Annotated in this window: 12 protein-coding genes; 6 read left to right on the top strand and 6 right to left on the bottom strand. The window is 67.4% G+C overall.

The genetic code is table 11. From position 1 onward, the window contains the following. Window positions 1–91 precede the first annotated feature (91 nt). The gene (locus tag G8760_RS27300; protein WP_207782792.1) at window positions 92–6394 is read left to right on the top strand and encodes an RHS repeat-associated core domain-containing protein; all 6303 of its coding nucleotides are present in this window, start codon (window positions 92–94) and stop codon (window positions 6392–6394) included. After that, window positions 6394–10488 carry an RICIN domain-containing protein gene (locus G8760_RS27295; protein ID WP_166356010.1) on the top strand — a complete coding sequence of 1365 codons (4095 nt, stop codon included), beginning with the start codon at window positions 6394–6396 and terminating at the stop codon, window positions 10486–10488. Before G8760_RS27300 ends, G8760_RS27295 begins: the two co-directional genes overlap by 1 nt. Before the next feature lie 52 nt (window positions 10489–10540). Here G8760_RS27295 and G8760_RS27290 read toward each other — a convergent pair whose 3' ends face one another. Further along, the gene (locus tag G8760_RS27290; RefSeq protein WP_166356009.1) at window positions 10541–12034 is read right to left on the bottom strand and encodes an N-acetylmuramoyl-L-alanine amidase; all 1494 of its coding nucleotides are present in this window, start codon (window positions 12032–12034) and stop codon (window positions 10541–10543) included. Window positions 12035–12819: 785 nt separating this feature from the next. Here G8760_RS27290 and G8760_RS30465 point away from each other — a divergent pair. Beyond that, entirely contained in the window at window positions 12820–13230 is a 411-nt protein-coding gene (locus G8760_RS30465) for a hypothetical protein (protein WP_246222701.1), read from the top strand. On the opposite strand, the gene G8760_RS27280 is transcribed toward G8760_RS30465, so the two are convergent. Both G8760_RS27280 and G8760_RS27275 read right to left on the bottom strand, forming a co-directional pair. Continuing rightward, window positions 13227–13784 carry a YqgE/AlgH family protein gene (locus G8760_RS27280; RefSeq protein ID WP_166356007.1) on the bottom strand — a complete coding sequence of 186 codons (558 nt, stop codon included), beginning with the start codon at window positions 13782–13784 and terminating at the stop codon, window positions 13227–13229. The two genes, G8760_RS30465 and G8760_RS27280, sit on opposite strands and share 4 nt — an antisense overlap. A gap of 24 nt (window positions 13785–13808) precedes the next feature. Beyond that, a complete protein-coding gene (locus tag G8760_RS27275; RefSeq protein ID WP_166356006.1) occupies window positions 13809–15242 on the bottom strand; it encodes an NAD-dependent malic enzyme in 1434 nt (477 codons plus the stop codon). A gap of 300 nt (window positions 15243–15542) precedes the next feature. On the opposite strand from G8760_RS27275, the gene G8760_RS27270 reads away from it, so the two are divergent. The 3 genes from G8760_RS27270 to srmL all read left to right on the top strand — a co-directional run bounded on the left by G8760_RS27270 (window position 15543) and on the right by srmL (window position 20549). Beyond that, window positions 15543–15857, top strand: a complete 315-nt coding sequence (locus G8760_RS27270) for a hypothetical protein (RefSeq protein WP_166356005.1) — start codon at window positions 15543–15545, stop codon at window positions 15855–15857. A gap of 224 nt (window positions 15858–16081) precedes the next feature. Next, window positions 16082–19069 carry an AAA family ATPase gene (locus G8760_RS30675; protein WP_166356004.1) on the top strand — a complete coding sequence of 996 codons (2988 nt, stop codon included), beginning with the start codon at window positions 16082–16084 and terminating at the stop codon, window positions 19067–19069. 205 nt (window positions 19070–19274) lie between these two features. Beyond that, window positions 19275–20549, top strand: a complete 1275-nt coding sequence (srmL, locus tag G8760_RS27260; RefSeq protein WP_207782790.1) for a PheS-related mystery ligase SrmL — start codon at window positions 19275–19277, stop codon at window positions 20547–20549. An 87-nt stretch (window positions 20550–20636) separates the two neighbouring features. Here srmL and G8760_RS27255 read toward each other — a convergent pair whose 3' ends face one another. From G8760_RS27255 to G8760_RS27245, 3 genes are read right to left on the bottom strand one after another with little or no spacing between them, the layout of a single operon-like run. Continuing rightward, entirely contained in the window at window positions 20637–21455 is an 819-nt protein-coding gene (locus G8760_RS27255; protein WP_166356003.1) for an SAM hydrolase/SAM-dependent halogenase family protein, read from the bottom strand. Then, entirely contained in the window at window positions 21455–22474 is a 1020-nt protein-coding gene (locus tag G8760_RS27250; protein WP_166356002.1) for a hemolysin family protein, read from the bottom strand. The genes G8760_RS27255 and G8760_RS27250 overlap by 1 nt, the downstream gene beginning before the upstream one ends. Then, a complete protein-coding gene (locus G8760_RS27245) occupies window positions 22471–23802 on the bottom strand; it encodes a hemolysin family protein (RefSeq protein ID WP_166356001.1) in 1332 nt (443 codons plus the stop codon). The genes G8760_RS27250 and G8760_RS27245 overlap by 4 nt, the downstream gene beginning before the upstream one ends. Window positions 23803–24108: the final 306 nt, after the last annotated feature.

Below are 24108 nucleotides of genomic sequence, written 5' to 3'. Positions count from 1 at the left end.
CTACGTTGTGGCCATCTTGTCGATCAGTCACGGGATCCCGCTGAGGCGTCACATCCGGAGCGCGTCCCCCTGATGCCTGGCGGTGATCACCGTGTCCCCACATCAGATTCCGACTCCATCTCCTACACCCTCCACTGTCGCCTCGACCTGGCTGACCGTCCGCGGTTCGCTGCGCCTGTGGTGCACCCTCGCCCTCGGCTTGGCGTTGCTGGCTACGTTGGCCGGACCGGCAGCCGGTGTTGACCGCCGGCCTCGCGACCTCGAGGACTGGGTGGTCACCGAGGAGGACTCGGTTCCCGTCTCGGACGCGGAATTCGTCGACTGGGACCCGAGCCCAGCGGACCTAGCCGCGGTAGCCGATCCGCCCGACGTGGTCTGGCCGGAACCCGGCACGGCGCATGTCACCGCTGTACAGGCCCCCATCGACGTGGCCGACTCGGCGGCGCTGTCAGCGGCCGTGACCAGTGGCCCTACCGCTCACGCCGGTGGGCTACCCATCTGGTTACACCACCCCCGCCAGCAGAACCACCCCCTCCGGGCTACGGCCATGCCCAGCAGTGTGGACGTAGAACTCGTCGATCGCGGCGATGACCGGCTGGTTCTGCGAGTGGCTCGCACCGACGGCGTCACCAAGGCGACCACGGTGTCGCTAGGAATCGGGTACGAGGAGTTCCGGCACGCCTTCGGCGGAGATTGGGCCAGCCGGCTCCGCCTCGTCGAACTTCCGCAAGGATGCACATCGGCCTCCCCAGACGACGATGAATGCGCTGGTGAGCCCGTCGCCACCCACAATGACGGGTCTGGTGTGTTGTGGGCGGACGTCGACGTGAGCCAGAGCGATACCCAGTACGCCGTCATCGCCGGGCCGGCCGGCGGTGCTGGACGGTTCACCGCGTCGAAGCTGTCGCCCGCCGCGACGTGGAGCGTCGGCGACCAAGCCGGAAACTTCAACTGGAGCTATCCGCTGGACGTCCCTCCGGCCGCGGCCGGGCCCGCGCCGACAGTGGAACTCACGTACTCGTCGGGAGGTGTGGACGGGCGGACCTCGTCCACCAACAACCAGCCGAGCTGGGCGGGTGAAGGGTTCGAGATAACCGGCGGTGGCTCGATCGAGCGCCGATACCGACAGTGCAGCATGGACCGCGGCGGCAACAACGGCGACCGCACGGTGGGTGACCTGTGTTGGGCGACGGACAACGCCACCTTGAGTTTGGAAGGATCAAGTACTGATCTCGTCCAGGTCGACGGCGCTCAGGACGACATCTGGAAACCGCGCGCCGACGACGGATCGCGGGTGGAGCGCCACACCGGTGCCACCAACGGCGCCCGCGACGGCGAGTTCTGGGTGGTCACCGCCAAGAACGGCACCCGATATTTCTTCGGACTGAATCGGCTGCCCGGATGGTCGGCGGGCAAACCTGAGACGAACTCGGTCCGGACGGTACCCGTCGCTGGGAATCACGCCGGTGAACCCTGCCACTCGGCCGCGTTCAAAGACTCGTTCTGTGATCAGGCATACCGCTGGAACCTCGACTACGTCGTCGACCCCTGGGGTAATGCCATGGCGCTCTTCTACGAAACGGAGACGAACAACTACGCCCGTGATCTGACCGCCACCAGCGTCAGCACCTATGTGCGGGCTAGCCATCTGGTACGGATCGAGTACGGCCATCGGGACGGACACGTGTTCTCGAGGCCGGCCGACGCGCGGGTGATCTTCGAGTCGGAACCACGGTGTATCCCGGGAAGCGCGTGTTCAACCGATGCACCGCAGACCTTCCCGGACACCCCGTTGGATCAGGCTTGCAACAGCACCGACAGCTGTGACAACAAGTTCTCACCCACCTTCTGGACGACAAGGCGCCTGGCCGGCGTCCGAACGCAGGTGCACAACGGCACGGACTATACGGACGTGGCATCGTGGCGTCTGCGGCACTCATTCCCGGCCCCCGGCGACGGCACCCGCGCCGGCCTGTGGCTGAACGGGATCACCCAGACCGGTCTGGTGGGCGGAGAGCTCAACGCACCCGAAGTCCGCTTCGACGGCATCCAAATGGACAACCGCGTGGACGGCATCGACGGCATCCCCGCGATGAAATGGTGGCGCGTGTCGGCGGTGCATTACGGCACCGGCGGCAGCCTTGCAGTCGCCTATTCCAAACCCGACTGCACGGTGGCTGATCTGCCGGAACCGGCCACCAACGAACGGCGCTGCCACCCGGCGAAGTGGACACCGGACGGCCTACCGGAGCGCGAAGACTGGTTCCACAAATACGTCGTGACAGAGGTCACCGAATCGGACCGGGTCAGCGGCCTCGAACCAGCGGTGACCGAGGTTGAGTACCTGTCAAAACCCGCGTGGCGGTTCGACGACGTCGATGGGCTGGTCGACATCGATCAGAAGACGTGGTCCAGGTGGCGCGGCTATGACCACGTCCGCGTCACCAAGGGGCATCCCGACGGCGAGCAGTCGATCACCGAGACCAGGTACTTCCGGGGTATGGACGGTGACCGCACCCAATCCGGCGGACAGAGGTCGGCCACCATCACGGACTCGACCGGGACGTCGGTTCGCGATGCCGAGCCGTTGTCCGGTCAAGCCCGCGAGCAGGTGACCTATGACGGCGACACCGTGGTGAGCCGGGAGATCACCGATCACTGGGTCTCCGATCCCACCGCAACCAAGGAACACCCGTGGGGCACGACTCGGGCGTTCAAGACCGAAGAACGGGCCATGCGCCAGACCGAGGCTCTCGACGACGGCGCCGAACGCGTATCCGGATCTGAGAACTTCTACACCGACGATGGCGTGCTGGCGATGACCGCCGACTTCGGCGACATCGACGACCCGGATGACGACACCTGTGCGCGGTACGAGTACGCGTCCAATCCCGCGGCCGGCCTGCTCGAACTTCCGGCGCGCAAGCTGGTTGTCGCTGCGTCCTGCGACGCCGACTGGGGTCCGGACGACGTCATCGAGGACGAACGCCTGTACTACGACGGTGCTGACAGCCACGGCGCGCCACCCACCCGCGGCGCGGTGACCACAGCGGAACGGCTATCCGGGTTCGGCTCGGATGGCGAGCCGCGTTACCAGGTGGTCGCCCGCCTCACCTACGACCACCTTGGCCGGGAGAAGTCGGTGTCCAACGTCCTAGGGCACACCGCTACCGTCGCCTACACACCCGCCTCCGGCGGCCCACTCACCCGGGCGAAGGTAACCCGCCCGAATGGCGCGACGGTCACCACCATGCTCAACCCGGCGTGGGGTGAGGAGACCGCCATCATCGACGAGGCTGGGCTACGAACGGACATCAGCCATGATCCCCTGGGCCGGACGGCGGACGTATGGGCGCCTGGCCAGCGGAAGAATTCGGACGAGCCGACGTTCTCCTACACCTACACCCAACGCGCTGACGGAGCGAACGTCGTCGCTTCCACGTCATTGCAGGCCGATGGCTCGACCGAAACCGTCTACGAACTGTTCGACGGGTTGCTCCGGCCACGGCAGACCCAGCGGCCCGCGCCCGGTGGGGGTCGCGTGATCGAAGACCTCATCTACGACTCTCGCGGACTTGTGGTCAAGGAGAACGGACCCTATTACAACGACGCCCCACCAAACACCGACGTAGCCATCCCGGATGAGCAGGCCCTACCAAGACAGAAACTGACCACCTACGACCGCGCCGACCGCCCGCTGGTGGAAAAACTGGTGTCCTACGGCGAAGTAGTCCAGACCACCCAGTACACGTACGCAGGCGATCGACACACTGTGGTCCCGCCCGAAGGCGAGGCAGCCACCACCACGTTCACCAGTATCCGCGGACTCACGTCCAGGATCCGGCACCACAACGACGCCGACGGCGCTCTTCCTGACGGCGACGCAGATTTCGACGAGACGGTGTACAGCTATACCCCGGCGGGTCAACTGGCCGCGGTGCTGGACCCGGCGGGCAACGAGTGGGCGTTCGAGTACGACCTTCGTGGCCGGATGGTCGCCGAACACGACCCGGACAAAGGAACGACGACATACACCTACGACGATCTCGACCGGCGCATCACCCAAACCGACTCCCGCGGTGAGACGTTGGCCTTTGGTTACGACGAACTCGGCCGGAAGACGTCGGTGCGTCGTGACACCGTCGACGGGCCGCCGCTCGCCGAGTGGGAATACGACACCCTCCTACCCGGGCGGCTGTCCTCCACGACGCGCTGGGTCGACGGCGCCCCCTACACCGTGCGCGTGGCCGGCTACGACACCGCTGGCCGCCCCACCGGCCAGGAAGTGGTGCTCCCGGAAACCGAGGACGACCTGGCCGGCACCTATTCGACCAGCCACACGTACACCGACGCCGGAGAGGTAGCCACCACCACATTGCCCGCGGCGGGCGAACTGCCGGCGGAGACCCTGCGGTACGAGTACACGGGTGAGGACCTGCCGGTCAGTATGGCCAGCGAGCTGGGCACCTATGTCACCGAAACCGACTACACGCCGTTCGGCGAGGTCTCGACGTTCGTCTCCGAACACGCCGGCCGCTGGGTCCAGCACAAATACGAGTACGACGTCGCCACCCGCCGGCTGTCTCGCGTCGTCACCGAACGAGAGCTGCGCCCCCGGCGGGTGACCAACGTCAGCTACACCTATGACCAGGCCGGGAACGTGACCAAGATCAACGACGAGCCGGCGCCCGGATTCGACGAATCCCCCGACACCCAGTGCTTCACCTACGATCACCGCCGCCGGCTCACCAGTGCCTGGACACCAGAGAACTCCGACTGCTCGGCAGAACCATCTACCGGCGGGCTCGGCGGTGCGACGCCTTACTGGAACGAATGGACCTTCGACGAGATCGGCAACCGGCTCAGCGAAACCCGTCACTCCGCAACCCGGACCAGCACCAGCACATACAGCTACCCCGACGGTGGCGCGAACCAGCCCCATGCGCTGCTCGGTGTGGAAACCATCGACGACGACGGTGGCCGCCGCACCGATACCTACACCTACGACTCCGCGGGCAACCTTGCCGAACGTACCCGCAACGGGACCGCCGAGACCTTCACCTGGGATGCGGAAGGACACCTGGTGGAGATCGCCACCGACGAGGACGCCACCTCGTTCGTCTACGACGCGGACGGCAACCGGCTACTCCGCAGCGACCGCGCCGGTACCACTCTGTACCTCGACCACACCGAGATCACCCTGACCGGGGACGGTGATGTGGAGGGCACCCGCTACTACACCCATGGCGAGCAGGTCGTGGCCACCCGCACTCACGACGGTCTCACCTGGGTGACCCCTGACCACCATGGCACCAACCACACCGCCATCGAGGACGACACCCAGCAGGTCCATCGGCGCCGAATGGACCCCTACGGCAACACACGTGGCGCTCCGCCGTCGGCCTGGCCGGACAACCGAGGGTTCGTCGGCGGCGTTCACGACCCCGGCACCGGCCTGACCCACCTCGAAGCCCGCGAATACGACTCCACCACGGGACGGTTCATCTCCGTCGATCCCGTCGCCGACTACTCCGATCCCCAGCAACTCCATGGCTACGCTTACGCCAACAACAGCCCGGTCACCTTTACCGATCCCGATGGACAGGCGTTCTTCATCGTGGTGGTGGCCATCGCCGTGCGAGCCGTGCCGGTGGTCACCCGGGTAGCGGCCAACGTGGTGTCCCGGGTAACCACCAAGGCTCCCGTGGTACGGACCGTCGCCAACAACGTCGTCTCCAAGGTCAAAGGGTTCTTCGGCCGGCTCTTCTCTCACATCACGACGATCTTCCGGACCTTCACGCAATGGGTGACCAGGATCATCACCACCATCAAGCGGGTGATCCGAACGATCCGGAGTATGAAGAACCAGATCGTCCGGACGGTCCAACGTGTACCCGTCAATAGGGTCAAGGCGAAACCTTCATCCCGAGCCAAGCAACAGGCGCGGACCAATACCCGCAACACGTCAACCCCCAAGAAGACCACCCAGCCGAAACCGTCGTCGAACCGCCAACCGCGACCATCCCAGCCGTCCAGTCGACCCCAGCGACAGCCGGAGAACAAGGCCCCACAGCAGCGCCCACCCAGCCAATCCGGGCCGTCCAGCAGGTCGTCCGACCGCGCGGACGGTCCGCCGGACCGGACCGATCCGCCCAGCGGTGACGATGCCACGCGCCGTCCGAACTTCGATCCGTGGCGCGACACGACCCCCTTGGTGGAACGCGACCCGGAGTGGGCCCACCAGCTTCCGAAGAACAACTGGCAGAGCCGAGATCCGAACCCTGGCACCGCTGGGTACCCAACCGGTGGCCTAGGGCGGGCCGCGCGTTTCGGCTTCTTGGCCGGTAGCGCACTCGGCATCATCAAGGTATTCAAAGAGATGGACGTCTTCTGATGGCGGCACCAGCCAGCTCCCACCCGCTGAAGACGACGCTCCTGACCGGCCTGGCGGCACTGATCGCATTTCCGCTCACGGCCATGGGCCCCGGTCAGGCGTCATCCGATCCGCTCATCGCCGATGCCAGCTCAGACAACACCCACCGCAGCGTCGAACCGACAACCGACGAGATCGACCACGACGTGGCGTCGGGGCCCGAGGCCGCTGCCGGCGCAGCGGCCCGCGAGTCAGGTGAACGCGTCGAGATCGACGAACTGCGGACCGAGACGGCGCAGGTGTTCGCCAACCCCACGGGGACACTCACGCTCGAACAACATGCCCTGCCGGTCCGGGTGCAGGACGACGAGGGAGAGTGGGCCGAGGTCGACACCACACTCCACATCGGCCCTGGTGGCTCCGTCGAGCCAGTCGCGGCCGTCGGGCAGTTGAGGCTCTCCGGTGGCGGCGACACCGACCTGGCGATCCTTGGCGACCCCGACGGTGCGCACCTGACCCTGGGGTGGGCGACCCCGCTACCGGAGCCCACTCTGGACGGCTCCACGGCCGTCTACCCGGAGGTCATGCCGGGCGTAGATCTCACTGTCACCGCGGAGCGCGACGGCTTCACCCAGCTGCTGATAGTGCACGACCGGGAGGCTGCCGAGCAGGCCGACCTCCAACGGATCGAGTACCCCTTGGCCGCGGTGGATCTGGAGCTGGAGGTCACCGATGACGGCGTGACCCTGGCCACCGATGCCGACGGCGAGGTCGTGTACCTCGGCGGGACGCCGCTGATGTGGGACACCGCGGCCGAAGCCGTTGACGACGCCACGGCAGCACCCGGCCCTACCGGCACGGCGGACGGTACCGCGGTCGCCGGTGACCAACCCGTGCCCGGCGAACACGTCGCCATGGACGTCGAGCTGACCGCGGACGGTTCCGGTCACTATGTCCTGACGGTAGTACCAGACCAGGACATGTTGACCTCCGACGAGACGACGTTCCCCGTCGTCATCGACCCGTCGTTCGCCGGCCCCCAGTATCGGTGGACCCACGTCAACCGGTCGTCGCCCACGACGTCGTACTGGAACTACGACCGCAACGAGGGCGCCAAGGTGGGGTACTCAGACTGGAGACCGCCGGTGGTGACGTATCGCTCGTTCTTCCAGATGAGCAGCGGCCCGATCGCAGGGGCGCGGATCAAGAAGGTGTCCTTTCTTGTCGTCCTTGAGCACTCGGCATCGTGCGCGATGACCGACGTCCACCTCTGGCACACCCGATCGATCGACCCCGCCCACCCGCTGACCTGGAACAACTCGGGTGGACATTGGATCGGCCACGTGGCCACGGCAGCCGGGCGAGCCAACTACTCCTCGTGTCGCCAGCCGGCGATGGGGATGGAGTTCGCCTCCCCCACGCTGACCACGGTGGTACAGCGGATCGCCGACGCCGGGACCGATCACATCGCGCTGGGCCTGCGTGCGCCGAACGAATCTGATCCTCATCTGTGGAAACGCTTCAAACCAGACACGGCCAAGATCGTCATCGAGTACAACAACCCGCCACGGCAGCCCAGCTATCTCAACTTCCGCCGCCCTCAGACGTGCGGGAGCCCGGACGCCCCGACCCCCATCGCCACCGACCAGCCGCAGTTCTCCGGTGTGGCCAGCGACCCGGATCACCAGAACGTCCGGACCCTCCTCGAGATCGCGCACACGGCGCCGGTGCACTCGGTGTGGTCGAGCATCACCACGTCCGGGGCGGCCTTCTCCTGGCCGGCCATCCCGGCCGGCACTCTCGAAGAAGATCGAGTCTACTCAGTTCGGGCCTACAGCACCGACGGAGAGGACAACGGACCCTGGACGGACCGCTGCTACTTCGTCATCGACACCACGAAACCAGCCGTGCCCAGCGTCCGGTCGGAGGACTACCCGGATGGCGAGCCGGTCATCCCCGCCCGCACGACTGGTTCGGTGACTTTTGAACCGGCCACCGGCGAGACCGACGTCGCCGAGTATCTGTACGGCTTTCAGCACGACCGGATCACGATGCGAGTGCCCGCGCGGGCGGATGGTTCGGCCACCGTCCCCATCACAGTGGCCGAACGTACCGGCCGGCGCCTCTACGTGCAGGCCGTGGACCGGGCCGGAAACGTCAGCGACCCCACCTCGGCCTGGGATCTCGCGGTGGAGAGAAATCCGGCGGAGCCCACCCGGGTGCGCGGAGACATCAACGGGGACGGCCGCCCGGACGTGACAGCGGTCCTGGATCAGGGGTTCGGCCGCACGGCGGTGTGGAACCTCATCGCCCATGACGACGGGTTTCATCCTGGCACCGTCGCATGGGACACCGGAGCCAACGGTGGTTTCCCGCTGTTCCGCGTCCGCCCGGTGGTCGGCGATTTCGACGGCGACGGCCGCACCGACATCGCGCTCTTCCGCGAGGAGGCAGGTCGTCGGGTCGGGTTGTATCCGCTGTTCTCGGACGGCAACCGCTACAACGCCCAACCCGCACAGTGGACCAGTCAGTCGCCCTGGTCGCTGCACACCACCAGATTCGACACCGGTGACGTGACGGGTGACGGGCGCGCGGACATCGTCGTTCAGCGCTGGAGCGCCGACCGCACCCGAGAAATCCTGGTCTTCCCGGGTGCGGATCTGTCGAAACCCCAGGTCTGGCTGAGCGACGATCGGCCCGACCCGGACCAGCGTGCCATCCCATTGGTGGCTGACGTCGACGGTAGCGGCACCGCCGATCTGGTGACCGTTCGAGGCGATGCCTCGTGCCGGCTGGTGTTCGAGGTCAACCCGTCAGCCGAGGACCGGTTCGATCCCACGCCCTCGGTGCTGCACGACTCCGGAGATGGGCGGTTGTGCTGGGACAACATCAAAACCGCGGTGGGCGACGTGGACGGTGATGGCCGCAGCGACATCGTGCTGGCCTACGAACACGAACCCGACGACGTTGAGCTCCGGGTATTCCGGTCGACCGGGACCACGTTGACCGAGGAGTCGTGGTGGCGTGGCGACGAGTTCGACCTCGGCCGCGCTACTCTCGTCCCGGGCGACTTCAATCTGAGCGGCCGAGACGACATCGCCGTGCTCTATGCCTGCTGTGCCGACGGCAGCCGGGAAGTGTGGACGTTCGAGTCGACCGGCGGTGCCTTCGGCGGAAGGACTGTCGCCGCGCATGAGCCGACCAAGGCGGTGGCCGGACCCGCCTATCACCTCGAACATCGAACATACGAACTCATCGCCCGGCACAGCAACAAGTGTGTCCACGCCGTCACGGGCATCGGTGAGCCTGGGCTACGCCTGACGCTGTTCCAAGCATCCTGCTCCGCCAGCTCACTGAGTGGCCGGTTCCGGCTGGTCCCGGTGGCGGGTACGGACCGGTACGAGATCCGGTCGGTGCAGAATTTCCAGTGTGCCGAGGTCGCCCAGGCCCGGCTCCACGACGACGAACCGGTCTCACTCGTTCCTTGTCATGGGGGTGCGAACCAACAGGTCACCTTGGAGTACGTCGACGGCAGCAGCTACGAGACGGTCGTCCGGGTCCGCTTCGCCCACAGCGACAAATGTGCGTCGATCAGCGGTGGCTCCACCAATGATCGAAGCCTACTGGTCCAACGCGAATGCGGCGCCGCCCGCAGCCAGCAATGGACCCTGCGCCCACCGAGCATCCCGCAGCTAGACGGCCGCTTCAAGGTTCATGCGATGGTCAGCCAGGGTCGCGTCCTCGATGTGAATCATTGCGACGGAAGGAACATCCGCATCTGGGACTGGATCGAGAGCAGCCCCTGCCAACGATGGAGGGTAGAACCACATGGCGACGATCTCTACCGCATCGTCGACCCCAGTAGTGGCAGAGCGCTGAATATCGAGGGATGTTCAGAAGCCGACGGCGCGGCTGTCAACCTGGGAACCGCCAGCGACTCACCGTGTCAGGTCTGGCGGATCGAGCCGAGCGGCAACAACACCTACAGCATTCTCGCCCCCATGACGGGCAAGTCGCTCGACGTGGCCGGGTGTTCACCCAACCGCGGCGCCAGCGTGATCATCTGGCCGTACTGGGCCGGCAGCTGTCAGCGCTGGTTCTTGGATCAGATGTGAGGTGGCCGGGTACAGCTAGTGTCGTGCACTAGCTGTACCCGGACCGTGTCGATCATGTCGAGCTGATCCGGACCGCGTCGGCCTCGATCCATCCGTCGGTACCGGTCCAGCGGCTGACGCCGAGCACCGGGCGGGTGCCCGACGCTAACTGGTACACCCCGAGGTCGGTCCATCGGCCACCACCGGCACGCTGGTCCAGATAGGTGACCTCGTAGCCGCGTGTGGTGTTGACCAGGTGCGGTGCCCGCGAGTTGTTCGTCGGATGCTCCGGATACCAGACCTCGACGCGGTAGCTGCCGGTGGACGGGATCCGGGCCTTGAACCACGCGACGTCGCTCTCCTGCACCGGTCGCGCATGGTGATGGGTGCCCTCGTACCCCGACGCGGTAGCGCGCACCCAGCGGCTACTCGCGGCGAACCCCGAGTGTTCGTTGTCGACGACGGTTCTCCATCGGCCGGAGTCACCCTGCACGTAGCTCATGTATCGGTCCCAGTCCCAATGCCGGCCGGGGTCGGTATGAGTGGCACCCGGGATCTCGTTGTGTCCGACGATATGTGTCCGGTTCAGCGGGATGCCGTGCTGCTCGCAGATGAACCGGGTCAACGCCGCCGACGAGCGATACATCGCCTCGGTGTACCACGATCGGTCGTCGACCCAGCCCTCGTGCTCGATGCCGATGGACCGGCTGTTGGAGCTACCCACGTGCCAGCCGACGTCTTTGTGCCGGACCATCTGGGTCACCTGCCCATCCGACGATCGCACGACGTAATGTGCGGACACGTTCGAGCTGGGGTTCTGGAACCAGGAAATGGTTCCGGCGTAGGTGCCCTGCGCGGTGTGGATGACCACTCGGTCGATGGCGTGTTCTCGTGGCCGGTCGGCGGTCCGGTAGTTGCTGGAGTGTGCTGCTACCCAGCGCGCTTGTGGGTAGTCGGACCGCCGCGGCTCAGGCATCGGTGCAGCCGTGGTGACCACCGGCGCGACCGGGTGCCGCGGCGTGGCGGCCGGCTCCCCACCACTCTTCAGCTCCGGCACCCCGCGGGTCAGCGCGGCGTAGACCGCGTCAGCCTGCCATCGGGCCACCATCACGTCGGGGATGGCGGTGTAGCGCACCACTGGCTCGTACCAGGACTCGGGTTGGGATCGCTCCCGCGGGCCGAGCCCCGCGTCGGCGGCGAACGAGCGCAGCAGCGCCGCGGCGGCGTCGATGTTCGCTCGCTGGGTGGTCCGGACGTCGTCTGGGGGATGTCCGGCGAGCTCAGCGGCTCGGGTGAGCAGGCCCGCCGCGCCATCGGCGAGTTGCATCACCCCCCGCCTGCCATCAGCACTCGACCTGTCCTGGCCATGTGAGAGGGCCTGGGACATCGCGACGAGCAGATCCCGCGGGACGTCGTGGCCGTCGGCGGCGTCCCCGAAGGCTGGACCGAGCGATCGCGCCGAGGTGGTCGGGCTGCTCCCGGCGTGCGCCATACCCGGCAGGACTGGGCCGGCGAGTAGGGCCGCGCTCGCGGCCAGGATGGTGCGGCGAGTGGGTTTCCGGTCCATGCCGACCTCCCCCAATCCTGTTAAGCGTGTCAATCAATGTGACTAGAGGACACTGATGTGACGGTACATCGAGTTGGTTGATGTGTCACGTCCGGAAAGATCGGGGTGGATGTCCTCTCGGCCAGGCCACACCCGGCCACGACGACGCTCACCGCGCCGCAGGCGCCCGCCACAAGGAGGCTTGTTGCACCCTTCACGTCGACATAAGGAGGCTTGTTGTCGCTATAGGCACAGTAAGGAGACTTGTGGCAGACCGGAGAGTGCGCCACAAGGAAGCGTGTTGTCGCCCAGGTGGAGCTCACGCACGACGCGAGGCACCCGCAACCCAACGACGCCCGACACACGGAGTGGAGTTGGCGCACGGAGTGGAGTTGGTGCGTGATGGAGTGACGGCGGTGTCGCCAGAACCACACCTCAGCCACTCCGTTGCGGCACCAACTCCGCTCCGTTCGCCGCGACCCCCAGGGCAGCAGCCATCGCGACCCCCAGGGCAGCAGCCATCGCGACCCCCAGGGCAGCAGCCATAAGGAACCTTGTGGTCGACCGCAATGGGCAGCCGCACGGGGTGAGCCATTCGCCGCCCAGACGGACCGACCATGGCCACCACAAGGCGCCTTACTGCACCCTCCACGTCGACACAAGGAGGCTTGTTGTCGCTATAGGCACAGTAAGGAGGCTTGTGGCAGACCGGAGTGCGCCACAAGGAAGCGTGTTGTCGCCCAGGTGGAGCTCACGCACGACGCGAGGCACCCGCAACCCAACGACGCCCGCCACACGGAGTGGAGTTGGCGCACGGAGTGGAGCTAGCGCACGGAGTGGAGTTGGTGCACGGGGTGGAGCTAGTGCACGGAGTGGAGCTAGTGCACGGAGTGGAGCTAGTGCACGGGGTGGAGCTAGCGCACGGAGTGGAGTTGGTGCGTGAACGGAGTGCCATCAGTGTCGCCAGAACAACACCTCCGCCACTCCGTTACTGCACCAACTCCACTCCGTTCACCAAATCCAACCCCTCCGGTAGCAGCCTAGGGACGCCGTTCATACCGGGCTGGCACCGCCGAGACGAAGCTGGCGCTTGGATCGCGCGGAACTCCTGGACGCACCCATGTGCCCTCGGCCCAGCCGTGGTCATGTACAACGCCGGCGTCGTCTGGTTGGAACAAGGCCGGAAGAGCGCGCCGGGTTCGGTGCGGGCGCACTAGTTCATCGTCGGGTCCGCCGGGAACGATGCCATCAGGGCCAGCTCTCCACCTTGCCGACGCAGCACCGCACGCCACAGAACCTGTGCGTCGACCCGGAATGCGTCGGAGGGCTCGGCGTCGACCACGTACCAGGAACCTTCGTCGATTTCGCCTTCCACCTGGTCGGCGGCCCATCCCGCGTAGCCGGCGAATACCCGCATCCCACCAACGGCCGATTCGACCACCTCGGTGGGAGTGTCGAGGTCGACGACGCCGACCTCCCCGCTGACCCGGCGGACACCCAGCGGTTCTCCCCCGGAGCCCAGGCGCACCAGACCGAGTGCGCTGTCGGTCTCGACCGGTCCGCCTTGGAAGATCACACTCGGTTCGGAGGCGACGTGCTGCCAGGTCGGCAGTAGATTGCCCACCGGCACCTCGGTGGGCCGGTTGACGATGACACCGAGGGCACCGTCGCCGTCATGTGAAAGCATCAGAATGACGCTGTTCTCGAAAGTCGACCCGCGCAGTTGCGGCGTCGCTACGAGCAACCGCCCCACCAACCTGGCCTCGGCCATGATCTCCGCGACTCCTCGTGTCCGTCAGACCGGAACCGCAGGGAACTCGCCGGTCTCCTCGGCTACCTTCCTAATGCTCTCTACACTGCCCCGCACCGCCATGGCCACCGCCTCGGCAACCCCCGGATGGAACACACTCGGCACGATATACGCGGCATTGAGTTCATCATCGCTCACGGTGGCCGCCAACGCGCGGGCCGCGGCGGAGAGCATCTCGGTGGTGACGCTCCTGCTGTGCGCGTCGAGCAGACCGCGGAAGACGCCGGGAAAGGCGAGGACGTTGTTGATCTGGTTCGGGTGGTCGCTGCGGCCGGTGGCCACTACCGCGGCGAACCGGCTCGCCTCCTGCGGCTGGATCTCCGGCTCCGGGTTGGCCAACGCGAACACGATGGCATTCGGGGCCATGGACTCCACGTCGGCGGCAGCGAGGACGTTCGGCGCCGACACGCCGATGAACACGTCCGCACCGGCCACCGCGTCGCGCAAGGCGCCGGTGATCCGCCGGGGATTGCTGTGTTCGAGGTACCACGTTGGCACCCCGGTGAGGTCAGGCCGGTCGGGATGGATGACGCCGTGGACATCGGCGGCGACGAGGTCACGTACCCCGGCCGCGTGCAGCAACTGCGCGATCGCATGGCCGGCGGCGCCGGCTCCCGCCATCGCCACCCGGATGGAGCCGATCTCTTTGCCGACCACCTTCAAAGCGTTGATCAGCGCCGCCAGCACCACGATGGCGGTGCCGTGTTGGTCGTCGTGGAACACCGGAATGTCCAGGATCTCCCGTAGGCGTGCCTCGATCTCGAAGCAACGTGGCGCCGAGATGTCTTCGAGGTTGATCCCGGCGAACACCGGGGCGATGTGCCGGACGGTTTCGACGATCTCGTCGGGATCCTGCGTATCAAGGCAGATGGGGAAGGCGTCGATGTCGGCGAACCGTTTGAACAACGCGGCTTTGCCTTCCATCACCGGCAGCGCCGCCATGGCGCCGATGTTGCCGAGGCCGAGAACGGCCGAGCCGTCGGTGACAACCGCCACGGTGTTCCGTTTGATGGTCAGCCGACGGGCATCCTCGGGGTTCTTGGCAATGGCCTGGGACACCCGCGCCACACCTGGCGTGTAGACCAGCGACAGGTCGTCTCGGTTCCGGATCGGCACCTTCGACTTGACCTCGATCTTGCCACCCAGGTGGACCAGGAACGTGCGGTCGCTGACTTTGCCGATGATCACACCGGGGACCGATTGCAGCGCCTCGACGAGTTGGTCGGCGTGGGCCGCCGACGTGGCCGCACATGTGACATCGACCTGGATACGCTCGTGCCCGGAGGCGGTGACATCCAGCGCTGTGACGAGTCCACCGGCGCTCTCGACCGTCGCGGTCAGCGAGCTGACCGCGGTACCTCCGGCCGGTACCTCCAGGCGAACCGTGATCGAGTAGGACACACTGGGCACACTGGTCACGACGGCGGCCTCCTTACACGCGAGTGGGCACGACCACCGTAGAGGATCCTGGTGCGGTCACCTGCGGACTGGTCCACCCTAGGGTCCGGGTTACGGATCTTCCGCGACTGACGTTGGTGGTCGGTGGATGCATCGATCGACGACGGTAAGGCACCTCAGGTCACCCTTACGCGGGCCTTACCCAACGCCGTCGCCCCTCATCGCGGGGAAGTACGTGAACCGCTGATGTGCCAGCTCACCCCTCACGACGAGTCTTTTCTTGTACGAGCACGAAAGGGCCGCATCCGACGGGGAGTGATCATGTTTTACACCTACGATTCGATCAACGCCGAGGTCGCCTACCGGCGCGAGGAGCTGCGCCGGTCGTTCGGCCAGCGTGGGCTGCGGGCGCGGGCCCGCCGGGCGATGCGGCGAGGCCCGGCCGCGGTTAGCAGCGTCGACCGGGCGAGCGCCAGCACCACGCAGCCGCGACACATTCCTGAACAGGGCACGTCGACGCAACACGATCGTGCGTCCAGCGCCACGACCTCAACGTCGTCGGCCACCTGCCAGGCCCGTCCGGGTCGGCGCCGGGACGCGCGTGCACACACCCCCGAACGCACCACTGCCGCCTGACCCGTTCGGTCCGGCGCCGTCAGGTGGGTCCACCCCACAGCGGCCAACACCCACTGGGACCGCCTGACGGCGCGCAGAGAATCGTCCACCGGGCAGCGCCGTGAGATCGATGGGAGATGTCGATGCCGGCACGAGGGACGGCGGCTCCAGCCGATCAACAACATCCCGCCCCTTCGGGCGTCAGCACAAAAACACCCGCGACGTTGTCAGCGGCGCATGCAAGGATGGATTTCGTGCCCAGGCTCGGATCCACTTTCCCGTTCTACGCCCGCGGCGCCGAAGTACAACAGCTGCGGGCCGCCTTGGATCGCGCCCGCGCTGGTACGGCCGGCGCCGTGCTCGTGTCAGGTGAGGCAGGGGTGGGCAAAAGCCGACTTCTCGCCGAGATGGCGGACGTCGCCCGCACGGCGGGGGCGCAAGTTGTGGTCGGCCGATGTGTCGACATCAACCAGGCCAGTTTTCCTTACCTCCCCTTCATCGAGATCATCGACCAAATACGCGGGTCCGCCCCCGAACTTCTGGCGGCCCGGCCGCAGCTGGCCATGCTGGGCGGCCAACGCGATACCACCCCGCCGCTGCCGGCTGACGGCGGCGCCGATGAGGCCCCAACCGGCTCCAGCACCGCGCAGAACTTCGACCAACTTCAACTGTTCGATGCCATCCTCGGTTTGCTGCAGGATCTCGCGGCGAGCAACACCCTCGTGCTGCAGATCGAAGATCTCCATTGGAGTGACGCCTCCACCCGCGATCTTCTCTCCTTCCTCTTCTCGCGGCTGGCCCGGCAGCGGCTTCTCATCATCGCGAGCTACCGGTCCGACGACCTCCACCGCAGGCATCCGTTGCGCCCACTTCTCGCGGAGCTGGTACGGCTGCCCGCGGTGGAACGCTTGGACGTCGCCCCGTTCGGCCCCGCCGAAGCCGAGGAATTCGTCCGGCTCCTCGGACAGGGCAACACCCCGGAGGACGTCATCGCCAACGTCGCCAGCCGCTCGGAGGGCAACGCCTTCTTCGCTGAAGAACTTCTCGCGGCCAGCTCGTTCGGCACCAACAGCATCCCGTCGATGCTGGCCGATGTCCTGCTGGCCCGGCTGGAGAAGCTCTCGCCGACCACCCAGCGAGTGGTGCGAGCTGCCTCGGTATCGGGGCAATGGCACGTTCGACACCCCACCCTCGACGCCATCGTCGACATCGACGCAGGGGAGTTGGACGTCGCCCTACGCGAAGCCATTCAGCACAGCATTCTGGTCCCGGGTGTCAAAGACGCCTACACCTTCCGACACGCCCTGCTGCGTGAGGTCATCTACGCCGACCTCCTACCGGGTGAACGGGTCCGGCTGCACGCGGCCTATGCCGAGCGGCTAGCCAGGATGGACGACCCGGGTATGGCGGGTCCACTGGCTTATCACAGCCGCAACGCCAACGATCTCCCCACCGCGCTGGCGGCCTCGGTCCGCGCCGTTCAACACGCATGGAAGAAGGGTGCGGTCGGATTCGCGCTGCAACAGGTCGAGACCGCACTCGAGTTGTGGGGCGCGGTCGAGAATCCCGAGTCGCACGCCGGCATCACCGAACTCAAGCTGACCCGCAAGGCGGCCACGGCCGCTGGCTCCGCGGGTCTACCCGACCGAGCGTTGGCCTACATGCGGGCGGCCGTGCCGCTGGCCGATGCGGGCGACGATCCCATCGTGTCGGCCGATACTCGCCGCCAACTCACCCAGGTACTGCTTGCCAATGGTCACTGGACCGAAGCCGAAGAGACCATCCGCACCGCCTGGGAACTCATCAAGGACACCCCCGCCAGCGCCGCACGCTCCTGGGTGCTCGGGCTGTGGTCGAGGGTCAGCACGTCCGACGCGGAGCGCCGTTCCCTGGCGGTGGCGGCGGCCGACGACGCCCGCGCGTCCGGTGCGGTGTCCGCCGAAGCGGATGCGCTGATCTCGCTGGCGTTCTGCGAGGAACGCGAAGGACACTCCGATGAGGCCGCCGCGCTGCTCCGGCGGGCGCAGCAGCTCGCCGTCGAGGCTGGTGCGCTGGACGTCGAGCTGCGGGCCCGGTTCAATCTCATCTTCATCCCCTTCGATCGAGGCCGCCTGGACGAGGCGGCCGAGATCGCCGACGCCGCGGCCGCCCGGGCCGCCGAGGTCGGCCTGACCTGGAGTATGTACGGCCGGAACATCCGGTGGTTGCGCGGCGTGATCCACTACGCCCGCGGAGACTGGGACGCTGCCGCCGAAGCAGCCGCGCCGCCTGGCGAACGCGTCTCCGATGTCATCGCCGGCCTGCTCGCTGCCGCGGCCGCGCTGGTGCAGGTGGGACGTGGACAGTTCGAGCAGTCCCAACGCACACTCGACGAGCTGCGTTCGGCGTGGTACCGAAACCAGGACGAGCAGATCGCGCTGCTCGCCGGGATCGCCGGCGCCGAGCTGGCCGGCTGGCAAGGTCGCCACGACGACGCCATCCGGATCAGCGAGGAAGCCCTCAAGGCCGTCCGGGCCTCCTCGGGTGAAGAGTGGCCGATGGGTGGTATCCGGCTGTCTACGCTTGCGCTGGCCGCCCACGCCGACCACGCCCGCCCCGTCGGCCCGCCCCCTGATCCGGCCACCGTCGAACACGCCCTCGCCGCCGGCAAGGAACTGCTCGAACGTGCCGAGCAAACGGCTCAGCATGGTGATGCCCGCTCCGCCGAGATGGGCCCTGAGGGCCAAGCCTGGTTGTTGCGGGCCCGGGCCGAGTACGCCCGGCTGTCGGGCTCAACCGACGCGGGCCCCTGGCGCGCCGTCGTCGAGGCCTTCGGTTACGGAGACGTCTATCAGCAGGCAGTGGCGCGCCGGCGGTTGGCCGAGACGTTGCTGTCCGGCGGCCACCGCGACGACGCTGCCGCCGAACTCGGCCAGGCGCTGGCCGCGGCGCAACACCTCGGCGCGACTCCCCTGGCCGAGTCCGTCCGGTCGCTCGCTCGTCGCGCCAGGTTGGCGTTGCCGGGTGCACCCGTGTCGGGTGTCCAGGTCCTCACCCCACGCGAGACCGCCGTCCTGGAGTTGGTCGCACGTGGCTACACCAACCGCCGCGTCGGCGAGGAGCTGTTCATCAGCGAGAAGACGGTGAGCGTCCATCTGTCGCGAGTGATGGCCAAACTCGGGGCCGCGGGCCGCACCGAGGCGGTAGCCATCGCTTACCAGCGCGGACTTCTCGAGGACTCCCCCATCAGCTGACCCGGTCCGGCCGGGTTGGCATCGGCGGGTGCGGCGGGATACGCTCAGTTTTATGCCAGGTCAGCGCCTGTTTATGTGCCCCCGGTCGGCGACGGTTCGCCGCCCGGAGGGTTCGCGCACCTAGCCTTCACCCTTCGCGGCCACCGCACCGACCGGGGGAGTCTCCCCCATCGGCTATCCGCGTACCGCGAAGGTAGGTTCCACCGTGAACACCCGTACTCACCCGGACATGCCGGGTCATCCCACTACATCAGCGGCGCCGAGGCACATCGCCGGCCCCGTGCCTCAGCACCACACCGCCGCCGCACCACTACCCCTGCCGGCTCTGATCGACGCGCTGTCAGTCCGCGATCTCACCGACCCGGACCAGGGACAACACGCCATCCAGTTGCTCGTCGACGCCGCCGCGACCGCGCTGGCCCGACGGTGGGCCACCCCCATCCGACGCGAGCTGGCTCGGCCTCTGGTGAGCCTGGAAGACAACTACGACCGGCTCGGCTACGCCCCCGATGCGGTCTCCCGTGAAGCTCGTTATACCCGCTACGTCAGCGAGACGACCATGCTGCGCAGCCATACATCGGCTGGTGTCCCGCCGGCGTTGCGCCGCATCTCCCGCGAACACCATGGTGTTCCACGTGCCGGCGCTCCAGCCCAGCCACATGGGGCCGGGCCGGCTCACAACAGCTGGCAGACGCTGCTGGTGCTACCCGGCATCTGCCACCGGCGCGACGCCATCGATCGAATCCACACCGGCACTCCGCACCAGCTCGACTTGTGGCTGCTCCGCCGCGGCGGGCGCCGGCTCGACCACGACGATCTGCACGCCATGGTCACCACGATCGTCGACGCTCTCCTCCCGGGTGCCCACTGGCGGTGGTCCACCGCCGACCACCCGTATACCGTCGACGGCCGTGAGGTGGACGTCATCCAGGGCAACGAGCCGGTCGAGATCGCCGAATGCGGCCTCGCGGCCCCGCACGTGCTCGCTGGTGCCGGGCTGGAGCCGGCTAAATGGAGCGGCTTGGCGCTGGGGATGGGGCTGGACCGGATGTTGATGCTGCGCAAGGGGATACCGGACATCCGGCTGCTGCGCTCCGCCGATCCTCGGGTGACAGAGCAGATGAGGGATCTCGAACCGTACCGGCCCGTCTCCGACTTGCCGCCGGCCATCCGCGACATCTCGATCGCCGTCACCCCGGAGGCCGACGTGGAGACACTCGGCGACCGGATCCGGGAGCTCCTCGGGCCACACGCCGACCTCGTCGAGGACGTCACCATCCTCTCCCGCACCACGTACGACGTGCTCCCCCAGGCTGCCCGCGAACGTCTCGGCATCCGGCCCGGCCAGGTGAACCTGCTCGTCCGGCTCGTGTTGCGGCCCACCGACCGGACCATGACCAGCGACGAGGCGAATAGCCTGCGGGAACGCATCTACCACGGCATCCACGAGGGAGGAGACCCCGAGGCCGGCTCGCGGTGACCGACTCGGCACGTCGTCGCCCGCTCCGGGTCGGGGGTCTCGGCCCATCCCTGGCCTGGGCATTGAACGGCCGGCGTGCGGCTCCGGTCACCGAGGAGGCGCCACGCTGACCACAACCGGATCTCCGGCCGCCACCCCCAACCGGGCCGCGGCGTTACCGTGATTCTCGGCCAACGCCACGTAGCCGTGTGAGTCCACGTAAAGCACCAGCTCGCCGGGGGCGACGTCGGCGAAAATCCGGCCGACGCTCGCCTCCAGTGGCTGGCCAGTGTCGCCGGCTTGCACCCGGACCACCTGTCCGGCGGACAGTCCGGCGGTGGTCAGATGGTCCGCGCGGGCGGCCAGCGCGACATTGCCGAAATGATCGACGACGTGTGCCTCGGTGTCCACGACACCTGGACCGGCCGACACTCGTGGCTCGGGCAACCGGACGAGGTCGGCGGGATCCACGGCTGGGCCCAGGGCGGACACGGGTGTTCCGGCGGCGACATGCGCCGCGGCCGGTGCGAACACGTCCCGGCCATGGAAGGTCACCGCGGTGGTCTCCAGCAGGTAAGCGGCATTGGTGAGCTCCACCACGCGGCGTATCTCACCGGCCGCACCGGCCGCCCACGGCAGCAGGCCGTTGTCCGGGCCGACCAGCACATGGTCGCCAACCTCGATAGCCACGGCTCGGCGCGCCGCCCCCACCCCGGGATCCACCACCGCGACCAGCACGGCCGGCGGCAGGTAGGGAACCGTCTGGGCGAGCACCACTGCCCCGTGCCGGACATCCTGTGCTGGCACGTCATGGGTGACGTCGACGATCCGCACCCCCGGCGTGATCCGCAGCATCACGCCGTGGCAGGCGGCGACGAAGCCGTCGCGGCGACCGTAATCGGTCAAGAAGAAGACCGGCCGCGCCATCACGTCTCGCTCACCAGGATGTTGGTCACGAGGTCGTCCATACTCACCAGGCCGACCGTACGGTACTCACTGTCGCGCACCAGGCCCAGCTGCGACCTCGCGCGGCGCAACGTTTCGGCCGCGGTCACGAGATCGGCGCCGGAGTCCACGGACGGGATGGGCCGGGCCATCTCGCCCGCCGTCCACGGCGTGTCGAGCCCGCGGCCGGCCAACGCCTCACGGGCATGCACCGCTCCGGCCACCGCGCCGGATCCGTCTCGCACGACCAATCTGGTGCGCCGGTGGCTCGCCGCGACGTCGAGCACCTCCTGCGGGCCGGCGGACGCGTCGACGGTCACCATCTGCTCCATCGGCACCATGATCCGGCCGACGGCCGCGCCGGGCGCACCCAGCGTGCGGGTCAGCACGCCGTGGTCGTCGGGCCGGATCAGGCCCAGGCGCGACGACTCGGAGACCAACTGGTGGATCTGCTCGCGATTCCGGACCGTCACGATCTCGTCACGCGGCTGAACCCGCACCATCCGCACCAAAACGTTCGTGAGGGCGTTGAGCGCGAGCAGCAGCCACCGCACCAGCCAGGTAAACGCCCGGAAGGCCGGCGCCAGCAGCATCGCCGACCGTTCCGGGTGGGTGATGGCCCACGACTTCGGCGCCATCTCGCCGACGACGACGTGTACGTAGGTGACGATGGCCAAGGCGATGATCAGCGCCACCACCCGCACCGCCGAGTCCGGCAGACCCAACGCCGCCACCGGGGGCTCGAGCAGGTGGTGCAGCGCCGGCTCGGACACCATTCCCAAGCCGATCATCACCATGGTGATGCCGAGTTGGGCGCCGGCCAGCATCAGCGACAACTCCCGTACACCCTTCAATGCCGCCTGGGCGCCGCGCCGACGCTCCGCGACGGCTCGCTCCAACCGGTGCCGGGCCGCGCCGACCAGCGCGAATTCAGCAGCGACGAAGAACCCACTGGCCACGAAGAGCAGCCCGGTGATCAACAGGGCAAGACCGGGGCTCACTGCTGCACCTCCACCGCGTGCCGCATCCGGATCCGTTCCGGCACCCGGCGGTCCACGGACTGGACCTCGATGACAACCCCGCGGTGTTCATCGTCAGTGCCTGGAAGGTCGATGGTGACGACGTCGCCGGGCTCGGCGAGGCGGCCGAGACGGGCCGCGATCAGTCCACCGACGGTGTCATAGTCCTCGGACTCGGGCAGCTCGATTCCCGTATAGGTCGTGGCTTCGTCGACCCGCAGGCCGGCGTCAAGCAACCACCAGCCGTCGACGAGGGTCGCTGGCACCGACTCCTGGTCGGTCTCGTCCTCGATCTCACCCACCAGCTCCTCGGCGATGTCTTCAAGAGTGATGATCCCGGCGAGTCCACCGTACTCGTCGAGGACACAGGCGAACTCGTCGTCGTGTTCGCCCATTCGCCGGATCAGCGGGAGCAGGGCGAGGCTGTCGGGCACCAGCAATGGCAGCCGCGCGATGTCGCCGGCCATGGAGTCGGTCACCATCGACTCCGGCACCCGCATCAGCTCCCGTACTCCCACCACTCCGACGATGTCGTCGGTGGTGGCCCCCAGGACCGGGTACGACGTGTGGCCGTGTGCGCGGATCAGGTCGATCACCGAGGCCGCCGGGGCGTTGGCGGACACGCTGATGACGTCTGGGCGTGGCACCATGGCCTCCCCAGCCGTGTGCTCGGAAAAACTCAGGGCCCGGCCAAGCACGTCCGAGAGCTGCGGAGACAGTGAACCCTGTGCCTCGGCCTCATCGATGATGTGGCCTAACTCCTCGAGCGTGGCGCCGTGATGCAACTCCTCGACAGGCTGGATTCCAACCCACCGCAGCAGGCGATTCGCCGAACTGTCGAACATCCGGATGACGGGGCCGCTGATCGCCAGGTAGACATGGGTGGACGCGGCCAAGGCCTTGGCCATGGCCTCGGCTTTCGCCAGTGCGAGGTTCTTCGGGAACAGCTCGCCCAACACCATCTGGATGACCGTGGCGAGAATAAACGCGGCGGCGATCGACACACCCGTCACCGCTGAGCCCGGTAACCCGATCCAATCCAACACCGGCCGCAACACCTGCGAGAAGGCGGGCTGGGCGAGGAAACCCACCAGCAGCGCGGTGACGGTGATACCGACCTGGGCGGCGGAGAGCATGAACGATAGCCGCTTCATCACCCGTACCGCGGACGCCGCGCGTTTGTCGCCGGCGGCGGCCTGCCGGGACAACTCGATCCGGTCCGCGGAGACATACGCGAACTCTTGCGCGACGAAGTAGGCGGTGCCGAAGGTCAGGAGGAAAACGGCGATGATCCCCAGCACCGCGGTCATCGCGGATCACCCGGCTCCGGCCAGATGGGACCACCGGCGCTCCGCGCGGAAGGCCCGGGCGGGCGGGGTTCAGCGGATCGACAACTTGAAGCGTCCGACACGGCGGACACAGCTCCTTCCAACACATTGCCCCAGACGTTGGGACGTAGGGAACCAGCGTAGCGCCGTCCTGGCGGGTTGATGGAGCCAACCTGCCACTAGTGTGTCGCGCCGGTGCGCGAGATCACGGCCCGACGGCGCCACTCCGCGTCCACCAGATGGCATTCCGGTGCGAATAGGCGCCGATAGGCCATGTGGCGGACGCGG

Source organism: Phytoactinopolyspora limicola (assembly GCF_011320225.1).
Taxonomy (GTDB): Bacteria; Actinomycetota; Actinomycetes; order Jiangellales; family Jiangellaceae; genus Phytoactinopolyspora; species Phytoactinopolyspora limicola.
The sequence above is the reverse complement of the archived record's forward strand: the minus strand, read 5'-3'. Positions and strand labels throughout refer to the sequence as shown.

Coding starts and splice junctions, on each gene's coding strand:
- G8760_RS27295 (WP_166356010.1), top strand. CDS start 6,394: ATGGCGGCACCAGCCAGCTCCCACCCGCTGAAGACGACGCTCCTGACC.
- G8760_RS27290 (WP_166356009.1), bottom strand. CDS start 12,034: ATGGACCGGAAACCCACTCGCCGCACCATCCTGGCCGCGAGCGCGGCC.
- G8760_RS27280 (WP_166356007.1), bottom strand. CDS start 13,784: ATGGCCGAGGCCAGGTTGGTGGGGCGGTTGCTCGTAGCGACGCCGCAA.
- G8760_RS27270 (WP_166356005.1), top strand. CDS start 15,543: ATGTTTTACACCTACGATTCGATCAACGCCGAGGTCGCCTACCGGCGC.
- G8760_RS30675 (WP_166356004.1), top strand. CDS start 16,082: ATGGATTTCGTGCCCAGGCTCGGATCCACTTTCCCGTTCTACGCCCGC.
- G8760_RS27255 (WP_166356003.1), bottom strand. CDS start 21,455: ATGGCGCGGCCGGTCTTCTTCTTGACCGATTACGGTCGCCGCGACGGC.
- G8760_RS27245 (WP_166356001.1), bottom strand. CDS start 23,802: ATGACCGCGGTGCTGGGGATCATCGCCGTTTTCCTCCTGACCTTCGGC.